The sequence below is a fragment of the Sedimentibacter sp. B4 genome, assembly GCF_000309315.1.
Classification (GTDB): Bacteria; Bacillota; Clostridia; order Tissierellales; family Sedimentibacteraceae; genus Sedimentibacter; species Sedimentibacter saalensis.
This window is the reverse complement of the sequence record NZ_CANG01000035.1, coordinates 15,853-32,747: the sequence shown is the minus strand read 5'-3', so window position 1 is coordinate 32,747 and position 16,895 is coordinate 15,853. Positions and strand designations below refer to the sequence as shown.

The 16,895-nt window shown below is 36.5% G+C and carries 14 protein-coding genes; 12 read left to right on the top strand and 2 right to left on the bottom strand.

The annotated features are described in order from the left end of the window. Positions 1-267: 267 nt before the first annotated feature. The 6 genes from BN358_RS06535 to spoIIR all read left to right on the top strand — a co-directional run bounded on the left by BN358_RS06535 (position 268) and on the right by spoIIR (position 6,777). Positions 268-1,956, top strand: coding sequence for a sigma-54-dependent Fis family transcriptional regulator (locus tag BN358_RS06535; RefSeq protein ID WP_019228420.1), 1,689 nt, complete (start codon positions 268-270; stop codon positions 1,954-1,956). A gap of 101 nt (positions 1,957-2,057) precedes the next feature. Beyond that, the gene (locus BN358_RS06530) at positions 2,058-2,258 is read left to right on the top strand and encodes a CLC_0170 family protein (protein ID WP_019228419.1); all 201 of its coding nucleotides are present in this window, start codon (positions 2,058-2,060) and stop codon (positions 2,256-2,258) included. Between the two features lie 8 nt (positions 2,259-2,266). Further along, complete coding sequence (locus BN358_RS06525; RefSeq protein WP_019228418.1) at positions 2,267-3,790, top strand: spore germination protein; 1,524 nt, start codon at positions 2,267-2,269, stop codon at positions 3,788-3,790. Continuing rightward, positions 3,791-4,888, top strand: a complete 1,098-nt coding sequence (locus tag BN358_RS06520) for an endospore germination permease (RefSeq protein ID WP_019228417.1) — start codon at positions 3,791-3,793, stop codon at positions 4,886-4,888. It abuts the gene before it with no gap. A gap of 78 nt (positions 4,889-4,966) precedes the next feature. Then, positions 4,967-6,064, top strand: coding sequence for a Ger(x)C family spore germination protein (locus tag BN358_RS06515; protein WP_019228416.1), 1,098 nt, complete (start codon positions 4,967-4,969; stop codon positions 6,062-6,064). 8 nt (positions 6,065-6,072) lie between these two features. Then, positions 6,073-6,777 (top strand): stage II sporulation protein R, encoded by a 705-nt coding sequence (spoIIR, locus tag BN358_RS06510; protein ID WP_019228415.1) that lies wholly within the window; start codon positions 6,073-6,075, stop codon positions 6,775-6,777. Positions 6,778-6,861: 84 nt separating this feature from the next. Here spoIIR and BN358_RS06505 read toward each other — a convergent pair whose 3' ends face one another. Further along, complete coding sequence (locus BN358_RS06505) at positions 6,862-8,265, bottom strand: sigma-54-dependent Fis family transcriptional regulator (RefSeq protein ID WP_019228414.1); 1,404 nt, start codon at positions 8,263-8,265, stop codon at positions 6,862-6,864. An 89-nt stretch (positions 8,266-8,354) separates the two neighbouring features. Further along, complete coding sequence (locus tag BN358_RS06500; RefSeq protein WP_019228413.1) at positions 8,355-8,774, bottom strand: DUF1934 domain-containing protein; 420 nt, start codon at positions 8,772-8,774, stop codon at positions 8,355-8,357. Between the two features lie 319 nt (positions 8,775-9,093). Here BN358_RS06500 and BN358_RS06495 point away from each other — a divergent pair, with 319 nt between their 5' ends. From BN358_RS06495 to BN358_RS06470, 6 genes are all read left to right on the top strand, one after another. Further along, the gene (locus tag BN358_RS06495) at positions 9,094-10,134 is read left to right on the top strand and encodes a zinc-binding dehydrogenase (protein WP_019228412.1); all 1,041 of its coding nucleotides are present in this window, start codon (positions 9,094-9,096) and stop codon (positions 10,132-10,134) included. 92 nt (positions 10,135-10,226) lie between these two features. Continuing rightward, a complete protein-coding gene (gene ablA / locus BN358_RS06490; RefSeq protein WP_019228411.1) occupies positions 10,227-11,480 on the top strand; it encodes a lysine 2,3-aminomutase in 1,254 nt (417 codons plus the stop codon). 149 nt (positions 11,481-11,629) lie between these two features. Continuing rightward, positions 11,630-12,658 (top strand): hypothetical protein, encoded by a 1,029-nt coding sequence (locus tag BN358_RS06485; protein WP_019228410.1) that lies wholly within the window; start codon positions 11,630-11,632, stop codon positions 12,656-12,658. Beyond that, entirely contained in the window at positions 12,655-14,247 is a 1,593-nt protein-coding gene (locus tag BN358_RS06480; protein ID WP_019228409.1) for a hypothetical protein, read from the top strand. The genes BN358_RS06485 and BN358_RS06480 overlap by 4 nt, the downstream gene beginning before the upstream one ends. Before the next feature lie 112 nt (positions 14,248-14,359). Beyond that, a complete protein-coding gene (locus BN358_RS06475; RefSeq protein WP_019228408.1) occupies positions 14,360-15,916 on the top strand; it encodes a lysine 5,6-aminomutase subunit alpha in 1,557 nt (518 codons plus the stop codon). Further along, positions 15,916-16,674, top strand: a complete 759-nt coding sequence (locus BN358_RS06470; protein WP_019228407.1) for an OAM dimerization domain-containing protein — start codon at positions 15,916-15,918, stop codon at positions 16,672-16,674. The genes BN358_RS06475 and BN358_RS06470 overlap by 1 nt, the downstream gene beginning before the upstream one ends. Positions 16,675-16,895 lie beyond the last annotated feature (221 nt).

The window sequence follows — 16,895 nt, the reverse complement described above, 5'->3', positions numbered from 1 at the left end:
AATTTGCCTCCTAAATTTATTATATATGATACATAAAGCAATTATCATGCCAACAATTAAATTATCCATTTATCGTTGATATATGTAGGAAATTAAAAATCCAGGCAAACTATTTTAAAATTTTTATATGCAAAACTGCATACAAAAAATATATAGTAATTGCAAAACTGCATATACTGGTTTATAATATGTATTGTTCACATTTAATAATAACATATTGTAAAAAAAATATCAATCGAAATATAAAATTTATAAATGAGGAAAATTATGAATTCAAAAAACATTGATTTAAACATGGGTTTTGTAATAACTGATGATAAGTTCAATATTTTATACTCAAACAATTTCTTTAAAACAAATATATGCAAAAATAATGAGGATATATTGAATAAAAAATTAACAGTTTTTTTTCAGGATATTAATGTTGATTCTGATGATGACCTTTATTCTGTAAAATACCGTGATAACTCGGTTTATTATGTGGTTCATAATAGGCTTAAGCTTCAGGGCAAGGATTTTTATGTTTTTTTCTTTTATGATTTTACCCTGGGCAATGAGCTGGAAAAACAAATAATAAGGCTCAGCAGTCAGCAATATCTTTACAATGAAATGCTCAACAAGCTTAAGGATGGAATATATATAACTGATGAAGAAGGGACAACCACATATGTCAATGATGCATTTTTGAACTTGTCAGGGCTTACCAGGGATCAGATAATAGGAAAAACCGTGTATGACTTAAGGAGGTTCAACATTCTCCCCAATTCATGCTGTGCCAAGGTAATAGAAACAATGGCGCCTGTTTCCACAATCAACAATTATTACAAGGGGCAGAGATGTCTTGTTTCAGGTTCTCCCATATTTGATGAAAAGGGCAATCTTGCTAAAACAATAGCTGTAATCAGGGATGTTTCTGAATTGGATGTGCTCATGAAAAATATTACAAAAGAAAAAAATCAGTTCATTAAAAACAGCGAAATAAAAAATATATCCAACAAGGAACCTTTTGTAGTAATAAACAATGAAAAAATGAAAAACATCTATACAAAAGCAAAAAAAATAGCCAATGTTGAGAGCACTGTGTTGATATTGGGTGAAACAGGAGTTGGAAAGGATTTTATTGCAACGTACATTCACGGCATAAGCAACAGAAGCAGCGGAAAGTTTGTAAAAATAAACTGCAGTGCTGTACCGGAACACTTGCTTGAGTCAGAATTTTTCGGTTATGAGGAAGGAGCTTTCACAGGAGCTCAAAAGGGAGGGAAAAAGGGACTTTTTGAAGAAGCAAACGGGGGAGTTCTTTATCTTGATGAAATAGGAGATATGCCCTACACACTTCAGGTGAAGCTTTTAAGTGCACTGAATGACCGCATGTTTTACCGCATTGGAGGAACTGCATCGGTTGAATTCAATGCCCGTATTATTGCAGCCACCAATGTGGATTTGAAACATCTTGTGGAAGAAAAAAAATTCAGGGCAGATTTATACTACAGGCTTAATGTTGTTAATTTTGTCATTCCTCCTCTCAGACACAGGAAGGAAGACATTATTCCTCTTGCACATCAGTTCATTGAATATTACAACAACAAATACGGCAAAAACTGCTACTTTACAACTAACTGCCTTGAACATTTCTTGGTTTATGACTGGCCAGGAAACATAAGAGAGCTGAAAAATATGATTGAACGTCTTGTGCTCATGACAGATGACGCATTCATTGACACAAATTTGTTTACTGAAAATCTCATGTTTAATGAAGGGGTAGAATCATTATCAGGCAACAACCATTTTATGCAGGAAGCCAAGACATTAAAGGAAAGAATAGATGATTATGAAAAAGAAATAATAGAAACAACTCTTGCTTCTTCAAAAAATATGAAAGAAGCTGCCTTAAGGCTTGGAATAGACCTGTCGACCCTTGTAAGGAAAAAACAAAAATACGATCTTACCAAATAACCGCTTAGGCGGTTTTTTTATTTCATAATAAATTTTACAATAATTGAATAAAAAAGACTTAAAATGCAAATATTACATATTAGAAATATACAGGAGGGGCTATGTTCTTTATAAATGATCTTAAACACATGATAAATACGGAAATAATAATTCTTTTCTTGATAATCAGCGGTATATTGATTTTTATAACCAGCAAGGATCTTAAGCGCAAAAATTATCACAGGGATTATAAAATAGTGCGCACTACGGGGATAGTATACGGAATTCTTGCATTGGCAGCAGCAGCTGCAATATACATATAGGTGGACATATGAGCGATAATAACAATAAAAATAAAAACCAGAATACAACTAAAACAAACATTGAAAAGGACTTGAATAAAAATGAAGCAAACTTAAGAAACATATTCAAGAATGCTGATGATATTGTCTTCAGAAAAATTGAAGGAGGACAAAATCAAAAAATCAACATGCTTTTGGTGTATGTGGACGGTATGACTACAAAGGAATCAATAAGCGAATATGCTGTTCAAAATCTCATGATGAACTTGAATCTTGAAAACCTTGAGAAAAGTCCGGACAATGAAATTTTAAATGCCGTGTCAAAGACTAACATTGCAATTCTTGAGGTGAAGGCTCTCTTAACTTTAGAAGAATGTGTGGACAAGATGCTTTCCGGGGAAACAGTGCTTTTAATCGACACATGCACAAAAGGTATCATGCTTTCATCAAGAGGCTGGCCAATGAGGGGTGTTCAGGAACCGGCAGCAGAAACTCTCATAAGAGGTGCAAGGGATGGTTTCAATGAAACAATGAAAGTTAACATTACGCTTATCAGGAGAAGAATAAGAGATCCAAGACTGAAGGTGAAATACACACAGGTTGGATCCAGGTCAAAAACCGATATGGCAATTATGTACATAGATGACCTTGTAAACAAGACCGTGCTTGATACAGTTGAAAAAAGAATCAAAAATATAGATATTGAAGCAATCCTTGAAAGTTCCTACATAGAAGAAATGATTGAAGATGACAGTTATTCACTTTTTCCTCAAATTGAAAATACAGAGAGACCTGATGCAGCAGCTTCAGCGCTTCTGGAGGGAAGAGTTGTCATAGCTGTAGACAACACTCCTACAGTGCTTATTGCACCTGCAATTTTTGTTTCATTCATGCAGTCTTCGGAGGATTACTATGAAAGATGGCTTCCATCATGCATCACACGAATGATAAGGTATGTGGCACTTCCCATTGTAATGTTGCTGCCTGCCTTGTATGTGGCTGTTACTCAGTTTCACCCAAACATGCTTCCTACGCAGCTAGCCCTTTATGTGGCTGCATCCAGAGCTAATGTTCCTTTCCCGCCTTATTTTGAAGCTCTTTTGATGGAACTTGTAATAGAGCTGGTGAGAGAAGCATCAATGAGAATAACAACACCGGTGGGCTCCACCATAGGACTTGTTGGAGGTCTGGTAATCGGGCAGTCTTCTGTGGAAGCAGGGCTTATAACACCATTGGCAGTTATAATAGTTGCCCTTACAGCAATAGCTTCATTTACAATACCAAGCTACAATTTCAGTACTACCCTTAGGATGATAAGATTTGCATTCATATTACTTGCAGCCATATTTGGGCTGTTTGGTATATCCATAGGTTTAAGTGTGCTCATAATACATCTTTGCACACTTAAGAGCTGCGGGATTCCATATATGTCTCCGCTGTCAAGTTTTATTGAAAATAGAAGCGATTTGAAGGATACCATCATAAGGCCGAGAATTAAAAACATGGTTCGTAAGCCAAAATATCTTCAGGCAGAAAAAGAAAAGGGGAATTAAATGTTCAATCAGGATATTACACCTTATCAGAATATATCAATTTTAATATTGGTTTCATTTGCTTTTCAGTCATTGCTGATGCCATCAATACTTTCAGAAATTGACGGTCCGGTGGGATGGATTTCCATTGCAGCTGCAGCGCTGTTTTTGTATCTGGCCATGAGACCGGTAAACAAACTCATGGAAAAACACAGCGAAGACACAATCATAAGCATTTCAAACAAGCTTTTTCCGAAATTTATATCAAAATCCATAGGATTATACTACATATTAATGTTTTTGATTTCAAACAGCATATTGCTCAAGGATTTTTCGGAACAGATAAAACTGATGATGCTTTTCAATACTCCGCTGAGCACAATAATCATTGCAATACTTCTGACTGCAGGATACGCTGCCAAAAAAGGAATGCAGACTATTGCAAACATAACAAATATTGCTGTTGTAATTGCGCTTATACCCTATCTTTTGATAATAGTATTTTCAACATATTACGCAGATTACACCAATGTACTTCCGATTTATCCAGCTGATGTTGTTGGAGTTGCAAAATCAATACCTTTTGCAATGCTTGGTTTCTTTGGTTTTTCAATACTCATGTTTTCCAACAGCCGTGTAGCCATAAAAGAAAAAAACCTCATGATCAATAAAAGGTTCATTGTCATTAGTGCCATTCTTTATATAGCATGCTACCTTTTAATAGTTGTAAAGTTTGGAATGAAGGAAGCTGTAAATATGGTGTGGCCATTCATATCAGTTATGAAATTTGTGAACATACCCGGGTTTTTCTTTGAGAGCACAGAAATTGTAGGCCTTTGTTTTCAAATTGTTGTTACATTCACCTGCATATGCATACTTTCATATTTTACAAACCTTTCCATGCAGGAAACTTTCAAAACAAGAGAAAACGGCTACTTCATTTTCATTCAGATACCCATACTGTACCTGATGGCAGCGGCGCTTCCGGGAATGTACATGATGTTTCCGTACATACGCATACCCATTTATGCACTGAGTGCACTGAATTTCCTCATACCGTTGTTAGTAGCTTTAAAAGACAAATTAAGAGTGAAGAATGAAGAATTAAGAATTAAATGATGGTTTTGTGCATGGCACAAAATCAACCATAATTATTAATTCTTAACTCTTAATTCTTAATTAATAAAAGGGGTTTATATGAAAAATTTAAAATTAATATTAGTTGTTTTGGCAGCATTGATGCTGACAGGATGCTGGGACAGCGTGGAAATAAACAAGAGGGAATATCTGTTTGCTGTGGGAATAGACAAGGAAGGGGACACACTTAAGTTCACTGCTGAAATTCCCAAAATAAATGAAGGAAGTGAAGAACAAAGAATTATTTATTCCATGGAAAACAACAACTTTGCGGACTTTTACAACACAAGCTATCTTCATTCAGACAAGGCCATTTCAGACAGGTTAATGCAGGTTATAGTCCTTGGAGAGGAAACAGCAAAGGATCCGGAAATATTTAAAAAAATATTTGATGAAATACAAAGATCTCCTCAAATGAACAGAAGGGTCAAAATCTGCATTGCAAAAGGAAAGGCAGAAGACATTATAAACACAGAGATACCAAGCAATCCCATTGTGGGAAGATTTTTAAGCGACATGCTTGTGAAGCTTAAAAGGGAATCCTACCAGGATATATACACTTTTGATGAAGCAATACTTCATCTGGGTCAGACAGGAAATGCAATGATTCCTGTTGTTGAAATGAACGACAAGAGCCTTAAAATAGAAAGGGCGGCTGTAATCAAGGAATATGAGCTTCTTGGATTTTTGGAAACTGAAGAAGTGGAATCAATAATGCTTTTGTTGAATCCAACAAAGGCTAACATAAAGAACATAAACATTGAAGCTGACGAGAAGACTCTGGCTCTTGGGGCAGTGGATGTGAGCATGACGGAGGATATTGATTTAGACGGAGACAAACTAAGTGTTGATTACTATATTACATTGTACTGCTATGTGGATTCATTCATCATAGGTGATGACAGCCTTGCAGATGAAAATTTCATGAACAAGGTGAAGGAAGAGTCGTTGAAAAAAATTTCCGATACCACATATTCCACCATAGATAAGCTGCAGCATACATACAGGGCAGATCTTATCAGGATAAAGGATGATTTGTACAAATTTCACAAGCAGGATTATGAAAAAATAATGGATAAATATGATGAGGTTTTTGAAGCAGCCGACATAAATGTTCATTTCAAAATGGATATAAAAAGTATAGGGCTGGTAAAATAGGGGGAAAAATGAGTTACAGAAAGAAAATATTATATTCGGCAGCATTTGTATTAATGGCTGCACTAGTTTCATACAGTGTTGAATCATACATGGGAATGGCAAAAATAAATGAGAAAGTTATACGTCTTCACGTTATTGCAAACTCTGACAGCTTTGAGGACCAGCAGCTTAAGTACCAAGTCAGAAACAGCGTCATAACAACTTTCAATAACCAGTTTAAAAATATCTCTTCAAAAGAAGACAGCGAAAAAATTATAATTGAAAAAATAGGAGATATCAGGCAGGAAGCAGAAACAGTGATTAAAAATGAAGGTTATGACTATGAAGTGAACGTTTATTACGGAAATTACAAGTTTCCAAGGAAGCTTTACGAGGACATAGTCCTTCCGGAAGGTTACTATGATTCTGTGAGGATAGAAATAGGAATGGCCGAAGGGAAAAACTGGTGGTGTGTCATGTTCCCTCCTTTATGCTTTGTTGATTTCGGAAAGGATGAAAGCAAGCCGGTTTTTGAAGTCGATACTGAAGCGAAACTCAGAGAAGTGCTGACAGAAGAAGAAATCGAGAACATAAAAACAAAAAGGGGATTAGAAGAAATAAAGTTGAAATCAAAAATATTTGAGTTTATAGAAAAAGGCAAGGTTGAAAATACAGGACTTTACTCCACTGACCGTTCTAAAACATACGCAGAATCAATTTCAATTAAGAATTAATAATGAAGAATTAAGAATTATGGTAGGCTTTGTCATCTGCACAAAGTCATCATTCATTTTTAACTCTTAACTCTTAATTCTTAATTAATGAAAAGGTATATCCAGCTTCTTAATCTTATATTGTAGGGTTTGGCGGGGGACATTTATTAGTTTCGCTGCTTTTGCAATGTTGTAGTCTGTCTGCTCGAGAGCTGAAATTATAATTTCCCTTTCCACCTTGTCAACAGCAACGTTCAATGGCTGTATTACACTTGTATCCAGAGAACTTGAGTATGTCGGGTGATAATTTTTGAACTGGAAGGGAAGGTGTTCTTCTCTTATGAGGTCACCGTCATATAGGGACACAGCACTTTCAATGGCATGTTCCAGTTCTCTGACATTTCCAGGCCAGCTGTATTCCATGAAAATGTCCATTACTTCTTTGGAGATTCCGCTGAAAAACTTGCTGCACTTATCATTGTATTTTTTTATGAAGTGTTCAACAAGTATGGGTATGTCTTCCTTCCTTTTGCACAAATCAGGTATTACCAGTGTGATAACATTGAGCCTGAAAAATAAGTCCTGTCTTAGCTGCTTATTTTCAACCACTTCGTTTATTTCAGTGTTTATTGCTGAAATTACTCTCACGTCAACATCAACTGTGTTGCTTGAACCCACTCTCCTAACTCTTCCGTCCTGCAGAACTCTCAAAAGCTTTGTCTGAAGCTCCAGTGGCATGGAGTTTATTTCGTCAAGGAACAATGTTCCTCCATTTGCAAGCTCAAACAGCCCGGGCCTGTTTTCAGCACCTGTGAAGCTTCCCTTAACTGAACCGAACAAAATGCTTTCCAGAAGATTAGATGGAAGTGCCGCACAGTTTTGGGCAATGAAGGGCTTATGCTTACGGTTGCTTGAGTTGTGAATAGACTGAACAAAAAGTTCCTTTCCTGTTCCTGTGCTTCCTGCCACCATTACAGGTGAATCAGACATAGCAGCTTTTAAACCCAGGGATTTCAATTTAAGCATTTCCTTATTTTGACCTATTATGTCAAGGAAGTTGAATTTTGCCAGTGGTTTTGAAGTTTTTTCAAGGCTTTCACTTGTTTCATAAAGTTCACGCTGCAGATTTACAATTTTTTCTGACAATTCCCTAACTTTTGTGATATTTCGTGAAACTTCAAGAGCACCAACTACTTTGTTGTTGTAGGTGATGGGAAGTGTTGAGTTTAATGTTGAAATTTTATCACCCTTGTAATTTACAAAATTTTGTTCTACATTGTAAATGGGTTTGCCGGTTTTAAGCACTTTAAGAATGGTGCTTGTGTCAAATGAAAGGGAAGGGTATACTTCAAGAATGTGCCTGCCTATAGCCTTGTCCACATCTATTTCATCCAGCTGCTTGGCAGCAACGTTGTAATATACTATTTTTCCGCTTGCATCAACTATATGAATTCCATCTGTAATGATATTAATTGCTTGAATTAAAGCATCAAAATATTTAATTTCCATAGCTCTCCTCTTTAGCGCCTAAAATTAGGCATATAATGCCGAAAAATGGGCAACAATGTTCGTGTTTGTTGAAATGCGGCAATCTTTGTTTAAAATATATCAATTTTCAACTTGTTATAACTTTCTTCTGCGCCGCCAAAAGTAATCTTATATTCAACATATATTTGGCCTTTCCCAAATTCATTTAGTGAATTTTTATAAATTGCTGTAGTGAAATCAAGGTCAAATGTTCCATAGGGGGTGGTGTAAAGGTTGCTGTTCCTTGTATCCTGTTGAAACTCCATTTTGGAAGAATAAAGTCCAATCTTGGTCATAATCATTTTGTCTTTGTAAATTTTAAGCCTGGTCCTACTTCCCTTGTTTTCTGTTATATCGCTTTCATCATAGTTTACTGTGAAGCATCCTCCGTGGTGTTCAAGTACTGCTTCAGTGATAAGCTCTATGACATCTTCGTTTCCAGCTTCGTCAACAGTCTGTGTAGTGGTTATTTTCAATTTTACCTTGTCCAATTTATCATCTCCTGATCAGGTTTTATTCTATTATCATTATTGTAATGGATTTATTAATATTTTATTATTATTTCACAAATTGCGGTGTAAAATCAATAATTATGTTGTATACTGTTAATTATACCAAAGTTATAAGTGAAGAGCAATATCAAAAAGCTGAAAATTCGGCACTCAGCATTTTTTGATAAACTTTGTTAAAGTAAAAACACTGAAATATGCCTATTTTTATTTTTTTTTAAAGTTGGCATAATAATTGCACTATAATATTGTGAATATACCCAATATTCACCCAATAATAAGCATTAATATAGGAGGCGCTATGATTAAAAAAGGAAACCCATACGGAACTCACAGGGTTATAGAACCAAAAGGAGTGCTGCCACAGCCAGCTTTGAAAGTCGACAACACAATGGAAATATATGATAATGAAGTATTGATCAATGTTCAGACTTTAAATGTGGACTCAGCAAGCTTTACACAAATAAGTGATCAAGCAGGCGGTGACGTTGAAAAAATCAAAGAAATAATGAAGGGAATAGTTGCTGAAAGAGGAAAACACCAAAACCCTGTAACAGGATCAGGCGGAATGCTTATAGGCACAGTTGAGCAAGTAGGACCTGCATTAGAAGGAAAAACTGATTTAAAAGTTGGAGATAAGATTGCAACTTTGGTATCCTTATCCTTGACTCCATTAGTAATTGAAGAAATACTTGAAGTAAGAAAAGAAATCGACCAGGTAGACATTAAAGGCAAGGCAATATTGTTTGAAAGCGGAATTTATGCTAAAATACCTACAGACATTCCTGAAAATCTGGCTTTGTCAGTTCTTGACGTAGCAGGAGCACCTGCACAGACTGTTAAGCTTGTAAAAGAAGGAGATACTGTGCTTGTTCTTGGGGGCGCAGGAAAATCAGGCCTTCTCTGCTTGTATGAAGCAAAAAAATTAGCCGGTCCAACTGGTAAGGTTATTTGCTGGGCACACAGACAAAGCTCACTTGATACTGTTAAAGAGCTTGGTTTAGCCGATGTTTGCATAGCAGGAGATGCTACAGACGCAATTGAAGTTTACGAAAAGATAATGGAAGCTACAGACGGAAAACTTTGTGATTTAGTTATAAGCTGTGTTTCCAGACCAAATTGCGAAATGTCTGCAATCCTTGCAACAAAGGATGAAGGAACAGTTTATTTCTTCAGCATGGCAACTAGCTTTACAAAGGCAGCATTAGGTGCAGAAGGCGTTGGCAAAGACGTTAACATGATGGTAGGAAACGGATATTGTAAAGGACATGCAGAAATTTCTCTTCAAATAATGAGAGAAAGCAAAGAATTAAGAGACTTGTACACTAAATTATACGCATAATTTAAAGTAATATTTATAAATTCAAATACTAATTAAGAAATAATTCTTAATTAGTATTTCCATGCTAAAAATAATAAAATGGAGGGATCATAGTGGCTTATTACAATGAAATCGAACTCTGGAAGGATGTAAAACCTGAAGAGTGGAGCGACTGGAAATGGCAGGTTGAAAACAGAATCGACTCTGTAGAAAAAATCAAACAAATAATCAACATCACAAAACAAGAAGAAGAAGATATATCAAAGGTGCTGGAAAAATTCAGAATGGGTATAACACCATATTATGCAGCACACATGGATAAGGATGACCCGAGAGATCCTGTTAGAATGCAGGCTGTTCCTACATTTGCAGAAACTCATGTAAGTTCTGCAGACATGCTTGACCCGCTGCATGAAGATACTGACTCACCGGCTCCAGGACTTACTCACAGATATCCTGACAGAGTATTGTTTCTTATAACAGACCAATGCTCTATGTACTGCAGACACTGCACAAGAAGAAGATTTGCAGGACAGTGCGATGATGAAGTTTCCATGGAAAACATCGACAAATGCATCGAATATATCAGAAAAACTCCTGTAGTAAGAGACGTTCTTTTGTCAGGCGGAGACTGCTTGCTGGTTTCTGACGAAAAACTTGAATATATAATCAAAAAATTAAGAGAAATACCTCATGTTGAAATAATCAGACTTGGTTCAAGAACACCTGTTGTTCTTCCTCAGCGTATTACTGACAATCTGGTTAACATGTTAAAAAAATATCACCCAATTTGGCTGAACACTCATTTCAACCATCCAAAGGAATTCACTCCTGAATCTATGGAAGCTTTGAGAAAGCTTGCTGATGCAGGCATTCCATTAGGAAACCAGTCAGTATTGTTAAGAGGAGTTAACGACTGTCCTCATATTATGAGAGAACTTGTTCATAAACTTGTTATGAACAGAGTAAGACCATATTATATTTATCAATGTGACCTATCTCTTGGAATTGAACATTTCAGAACTCCTGTTGCAAAGGGAATTGAAATAATTGAGTCCTTGAGAGGACATACTTCAGGATATGCAGTTCCTACATTTGTTGTTGATGCTCCTGGCGGCGGCGGAAAGATTCCTGTAATGCCAAACTATGTATTGTCACAGTCAGCTGACAAAGTAATTTTAAGAAACTATGAAGGCGTTATAACAACATACACAGAACCACATCTTCCAGACATTGAATGTACATGCGATGTATGTCAGGGCAAGAAGTCAGATCCGTTAACAGGAGTAGCAGGCTTATTGCAAGGAAATGAATTAGCATTAGAGCCTACTAAACTGGCAAGAAGAGAAAGAGTTCACCACGAATAAAAAGTTAAGAATTAAGAATGAAGGAATAGAAATTAAGAATTAAGAGTGAAGAATTAAGAATTGAATGAAAGGATTTGTGCTTTGCACAAATCCTACCATAATTATTAACTATTCATTATTAATTCTTAATTGAGTAAAAAGGGGCTTTTATGAGACTAATTGATTCTATCAGACAAAATGGCTTTGAAACTGTATCCATAATCGGGCTTGCAAAAAATGCAGGTAAGACAGTGGCACTCAATTATCTCATAGAAGAGGCAGAAAACAACAATATTAAAATTGGAATAACATCAACAGGCAGAGATGGAGAAAATACGGATCTTGTGACGCAGACACAAAAACCTTCCGTCTACGTAAGGGAAGGTATGTATGCAGCAACAGCCAAAAAAACTCTTCTGCTGTCTGATGCAAAGACGGAAATACTGGAAACAACAGGAATAAGCACTCCAATGGGAGAAGTCATAATTGTCAAGGTAAGACAGGGAGGCAATATTCAGATTGCCGGGCCTGTTAATGTTACGGATATGAAGTACGTGGCAGGGCGATTAAAACATTTTGGGGCACAAATTGTTTTTATCGACGGAGCAATTGACAGAAAGGCTGTTTCATCACCTGCAGCAACCGATGCCTGTATAATGGCAACAGGAGCGGTTTTAAGCAGAGACATGAAAAAAGTCATTGAAAAGACGGCTCACGCAGTTGAGTGCTATACTTTGAAACAAACAACGGATGAAATTAAAAGGATAGTTTCAAAGAAGAACAAAACATGCATCATATTGCATGATGGAAGTGTGATTGTTCCTGAAATTAAAACAAGCATAACAGGGGGCAAAAAAATAAGCGAGCTTATTGATGAGAATGCTGCCTGTGTGTTTGTCAAAGGGGCAGTAACAACAGCTTTGCTGAAAGATTTATGGGAAAACAAATATTTAAGAGGCATTGAAGTAATAATAGAAGATGGTACAAAATTGTTCACGGATATTAATGTGTGGAATGAAATGAGACAAAAAGGTCTCAAGGTTGTAACGCTTAACAGCATAAATGTTGTGGCTGTAACCTTGAATCCTGTATCTCCTGCAGGGTATTTTTTTGACAGTGCCTTGTTCAGGGAAAGCATGGAAAGACATATTCCAGCAGTGAAAATAGTTGATGTGGTGTCGGGCGGTGATGCAGAATGAAGCGTTTTATGACAGAGAACACGGCTAAAAATATAAACTTTGATTATATTTTCAGCGAGGTTAAACCAATTACCGAATATGGTATCAAAAAAAAGCAGGAAGCTGTACCTTTTTTTAAGGGTCAAGAGGCAGATCTTAAGAATGAGTTCAATAAAATAAGGGCATTTATTGAAAACAGAAAAAGGCGTGATATCATTGACGTGCTCAAACATATCAAGAACATATATGAAACAATAGAGAGGGCAAACAAGAATCAGGTTTTAGATGAAGTTGAGCTTTTTGAAGTCAAGAATTTCCTGATTCAAGTGCAAAGACTGGATAAAATTTTAAGAGGCATATCCATAAATAATTTAAAGCAGCTTACACCTCTGCCGCAGCTCTATGAACTGTTGGATCCATCTCATGAAAATCTGAACACATTTTATATTTACGATGAATATACGGAAAAACTTAAAAACTTAAGAAATGAAAAAAGACAAGTTGAAAAAGACATTAAGAAGTTAAAAAATGATATAAAAGAAGATGTACAAAAAAAATACAACATCAAACTGAGCACAAGAGATGAAGCAACAATAAGCAAATCTCAGAAAGAAAAAGTCGAAGAAATGTCAAGAGACATAAATCTTCGTATATCAGGAGAAAACTATCTTAATGTGATTTTCAAAATCAAAAACAACGAGAGCATTGATTTACTGGAGCAAAAATACGAAGCTTTATCCAGGGAAGAAGAAGAAGAGGAATATAATATAAGGCAGGAAATTTCTTCTCAAATAAAAAAATATTATGGTGTGCTCATTGAAAATACCCGTGTCATAGGTGAAACGGATTATATAATTGCAAAAGCAAATTTCGCTCAGAAAACAAATTCCGTTGAGCCTGAAATAATTTCTGAGCTTCAATTGGATGTGAAGGGCGGAAGAAATCTTAAGCTTGAAAAGACATTGAAAGAAAAGCATATGGAATATGTTCCTGTTGATTTAAACTTAAGAAAAAACGTCATATGCATTACAGGGGCAAACATGGGGGGGAAGACTGTATCCCTCAGGATGATTGGACAAATTGCAGCCATGGCAAGCTACGGTATGTTTGTGCCGTGTGAGTATGCAAAATTATGTCTTTTCGATCACATATATATATCAGTTGGAGATGATCAGTCCATTGAAAAAGGACTTAGTACCTTTGGTGCGGAAATAGTGAATTTAAAAGAAGCGTTGGAGAATTCTCTTGACAGGTGTCTTATTTTGGTGGATGAACTTGCAGGAGGTACTAATCCAAAGGAAGGATATGCAATCACAAAGGCTGTTGTCAACTATCTTAAAAAGAAGGATTGCATAACGGTGCTCACAACACATTATGACAATGTTGCAAATGATGATGAAGTTCAGAATTTGCAGGTTGCCGGGCTGAAGCTTCCTGATGAGGCTGATTTATTTGTAAACAGAAGCATTGAACAAATATCCAAATATATGGATTACAGGCTTATTGAAGTTAAATATAAAAGCGATATTCCAAAGGATGCACTGAGAATTGCAAGCATAGCAGGCATTTATCCTGAAATTATCGAAGATGCAGAGAATTATATTAATTAAGAATTAAGAGTTAAGAATTAAGAATTGAATGAGAAATTAAGGCAAAGCCTTAATTCAACCATAATTCTTAATTATTCATTAATCACTCTTAATTACAAAAAAGGGAGGTAACATGGAAAGCAAATTAAACCTTAATCAAGGACTCATTGACAGCGCGCGTTCAGCTGCAAAAAACATAGCTGAAAATGTACAGCAGTTTATAGATAAAAACACAACTGTAACAGTTGAAAGAACAGTGGCAAGACTTATGGGAGTTGACGGCGTTGACGAAATCGACAAACCTCTTCCAAATGTACTTGTTGACAACATCAAGGAAGGCGGTGGACTGTCAAGAGGAGTAGCATTCTGGATTGGAAACGCTATGGTAAACACGGGACTCACTCCTCAGGAAATAGCAGAAAAAGTCAGTGCCGGCGAAATAGATATCACAAAGCTTCCAATTGCTGATGAGAAAAAAATCATGGATGCTGTTTATGAAACTGCAAAAATGATGGTTGAAAGAATAAAAAACAACAGGGCAAAAAGAGAAGATTATTTAAATACAATAGGTGAAGGACAGAAACCTTATCTATATGTAATAGTTGCTACAGGAAACATCTATGAAGATGTTCTCCAGGCTCAGGCTGCTGCAAGACAAGGAGCTGACGTTATTGCAGTTATACGTACAACTGCTCAAAGCTTGTTGGACTATGTTCCATACGGACCTACAACTGAAGGATTTGGAGGAACTTTTGCAACTCAGGAAAACTTCAGAATAATGAGAAGAGCTCTTGACGAAGTCGGTGAAGAAATAGGAAGATACATTAGGCTCTGCAACTACTGCTCAGGCCTTTGCATGCCTGAAATAGCAGCAATGGGAGCAATGGAAAGACTTGATGTTATGCTTAATGATGCATTGTACGGAATTCTTTTCAGAGACATCAACATGCAAAGAACTCTTGTTGACCAGTATTTCTCAAGAATAATCAACGGCTTTGCAGGAATAATCATAAATACAGGTGAAGACAACTACCTTACTACAGCTGATGCAGTTGAAGAAGCTCACACAGTGCTTGCTTCTCAGCTTATAAACGAACAGTTTGCTCTTAAGGCAGGGATTCCTGAAGAACAAATGGGATTAGGTCATGCATTTGAAATGAACCCAACTTTGGAAAACGGATTTTTGTATGAGCTTGCACAGGCACAGATGGCAAGAGAAATATTCCCTAAGGCTCCATTGAAATACATGCCTCCTACAAAATTCATGACAGGAAACATATTCAGAGGACATTTGCAGGATGCACTGTTCAATTTCATATCAATCTGGACACACCAGGGTATTCAGCTTCTTGGTATGCCAACTGAAGCAATTCATACTCCTCATCTTCAGGACAGAATGCTTTCAATTGAAAATGCACAGTACATTTTCAACAATGCAAGAAACATAGGCGATGAAGTTGAATTCAAGAAAGACGGAATGATTCAGAAGAGAGCTCAGGAAGTTCTCGCCAAAGCTGAAAGCCTCTTGAAGGACATCGAAACTGAAGGAATTTTCGATACAATTGAAAAAGGAAAGTTCGGCGGAGTTAAGAGAAGTTTCACAGGCGGAAAAGGACTTGCAGGAGTTGTGGAAAAAGATGAAAAATACTTTAACCCATTTATTGATTTGATGCTTGGAGGTGTGAAGTAATGGAAGGAATTCAAAAAGTTGATTTAACAAATGTAAAACCTTATGGTGACACATTAAATGACGGAATGGTTCAGATGAGCTTCACATTGCCTGTACCATACGGAGACGAAGCAAGCGAGGCTGCAAAGCAGCTGGTTTCCAAAATGGGATTTGACGAGCCTGCAGTTGTTTATTCAAAGGACTTGGGCGTTGGCTACACATACTTTGTAATGTACGGTAAATGCACTCACACTGTTGACTACACTACAATTGAAGTGCCAAAAGTAGACATTGAGTTCATGGACAGACACCAGGTTGAAGATTATATAAAAGAAAACATTAAAAGAGACGTTGTTATTGTAGGAGCATGCACAGGAACAGATGCTCACACAGTAGGAATTGACGCCATCATGAACATGAAGGGCTTCGATGGAAATTATGGACTTGAAAGATACAACGGAATTGAAGCAATAAACCTGGGAAGCCAGGTTCCAAATGAAGAACTTATTGCAAAAGCCATAGAATTTAAGGCAGATGCAATTCTGGTATCACAGGTTGTAACACAAAAGGACGTACACATAGCAAATCTTACTCAGCTTGTTGAAATGATGGAAGCTGAAGGGTTGAGAGATAAAATGATTCTTGTGTGCGGAGGACCTCGTATTTCTCACGAACTTGCACAGGAACTTGGATATGATGCAGGATTTGGTTCAGGCAGCTTTGCTAATCATGTTGCAACATTTGTTGTAAAACAAATAGTTGAGAGAAACTTGATATAAACGATATAATTATAGTAGGAGTAATGCTCCAGCGGAATGGCAAGCCATTCCGTTTTTTTTATTTATGGATAACATAACAGTGTACTTTATTTTCCAGATTTGTAGGGGCGGACCTAGTGTCCGCCCGGGGTTGAGCATCAAATTTCAGCTGTTTTACCTTGATAAAAAATTTTCATATTTATGGAAATCCATATTCGTATAATGTATAATGTACATAAAAG

Excerpts from the sequence above, each read along its gene's own strand:
- BN358_RS06525 (WP_019228418.1), top strand. The coding sequence starts at position 2,267 with ATGAGCGATAATAACAATAAAAATAAAAACCAGAATACAACTAAAACA.
- BN358_RS06480 (WP_019228409.1), top strand. The coding sequence starts at position 12,655 with ATGAAGCGTTTTATGACAGAGAACACGGCTAAAAATATAAACTTTGAT.
- BN358_RS06485 (WP_019228410.1), top strand. The coding sequence starts at position 11,630 with ATGAGACTAATTGATTCTATCAGACAAAATGGCTTTGAAACTGTATCC.
- BN358_RS06515 (WP_019228416.1), top strand. The coding sequence starts at position 4,967 with ATGAAAAATTTAAAATTAATATTAGTTGTTTTGGCAGCATTGATGCTG.
- BN358_RS06535 (WP_019228420.1), top strand. The coding sequence starts at position 268 with ATGAATTCAAAAAACATTGATTTAAACATGGGTTTTGTAATAACTGAT.
- spoIIR (WP_019228415.1), top strand. The coding sequence starts at position 6,073 with ATGAGTTACAGAAAGAAAATATTATATTCGGCAGCATTTGTATTAATG.
- BN358_RS06505 (WP_019228414.1), bottom strand. The coding sequence starts at position 8,265 with ATGGAAATTAAATATTTTGATGCTTTAATTCAAGCAATTAATATCATT.
- BN358_RS06475 (WP_019228408.1), top strand. The coding sequence starts at position 14,360 with ATGGAAAGCAAATTAAACCTTAATCAAGGACTCATTGACAGCGCGCGT.
- BN358_RS06495 (WP_019228412.1), top strand. The coding sequence starts at position 9,094 with ATGATTAAAAAAGGAAACCCATACGGAACTCACAGGGTTATAGAACCA.
- BN358_RS06470 (WP_019228407.1), top strand. The coding sequence starts at position 15,916 with ATGGAAGGAATTCAAAAAGTTGATTTAACAAATGTAAAACCTTATGGT.
- BN358_RS06520 (WP_019228417.1), top strand. The coding sequence starts at position 3,791 with ATGTTCAATCAGGATATTACACCTTATCAGAATATATCAATTTTAATA.
- BN358_RS06530 (WP_019228419.1), top strand. The coding sequence starts at position 2,058 with ATGTTCTTTATAAATGATCTTAAACACATGATAAATACGGAAATAATA.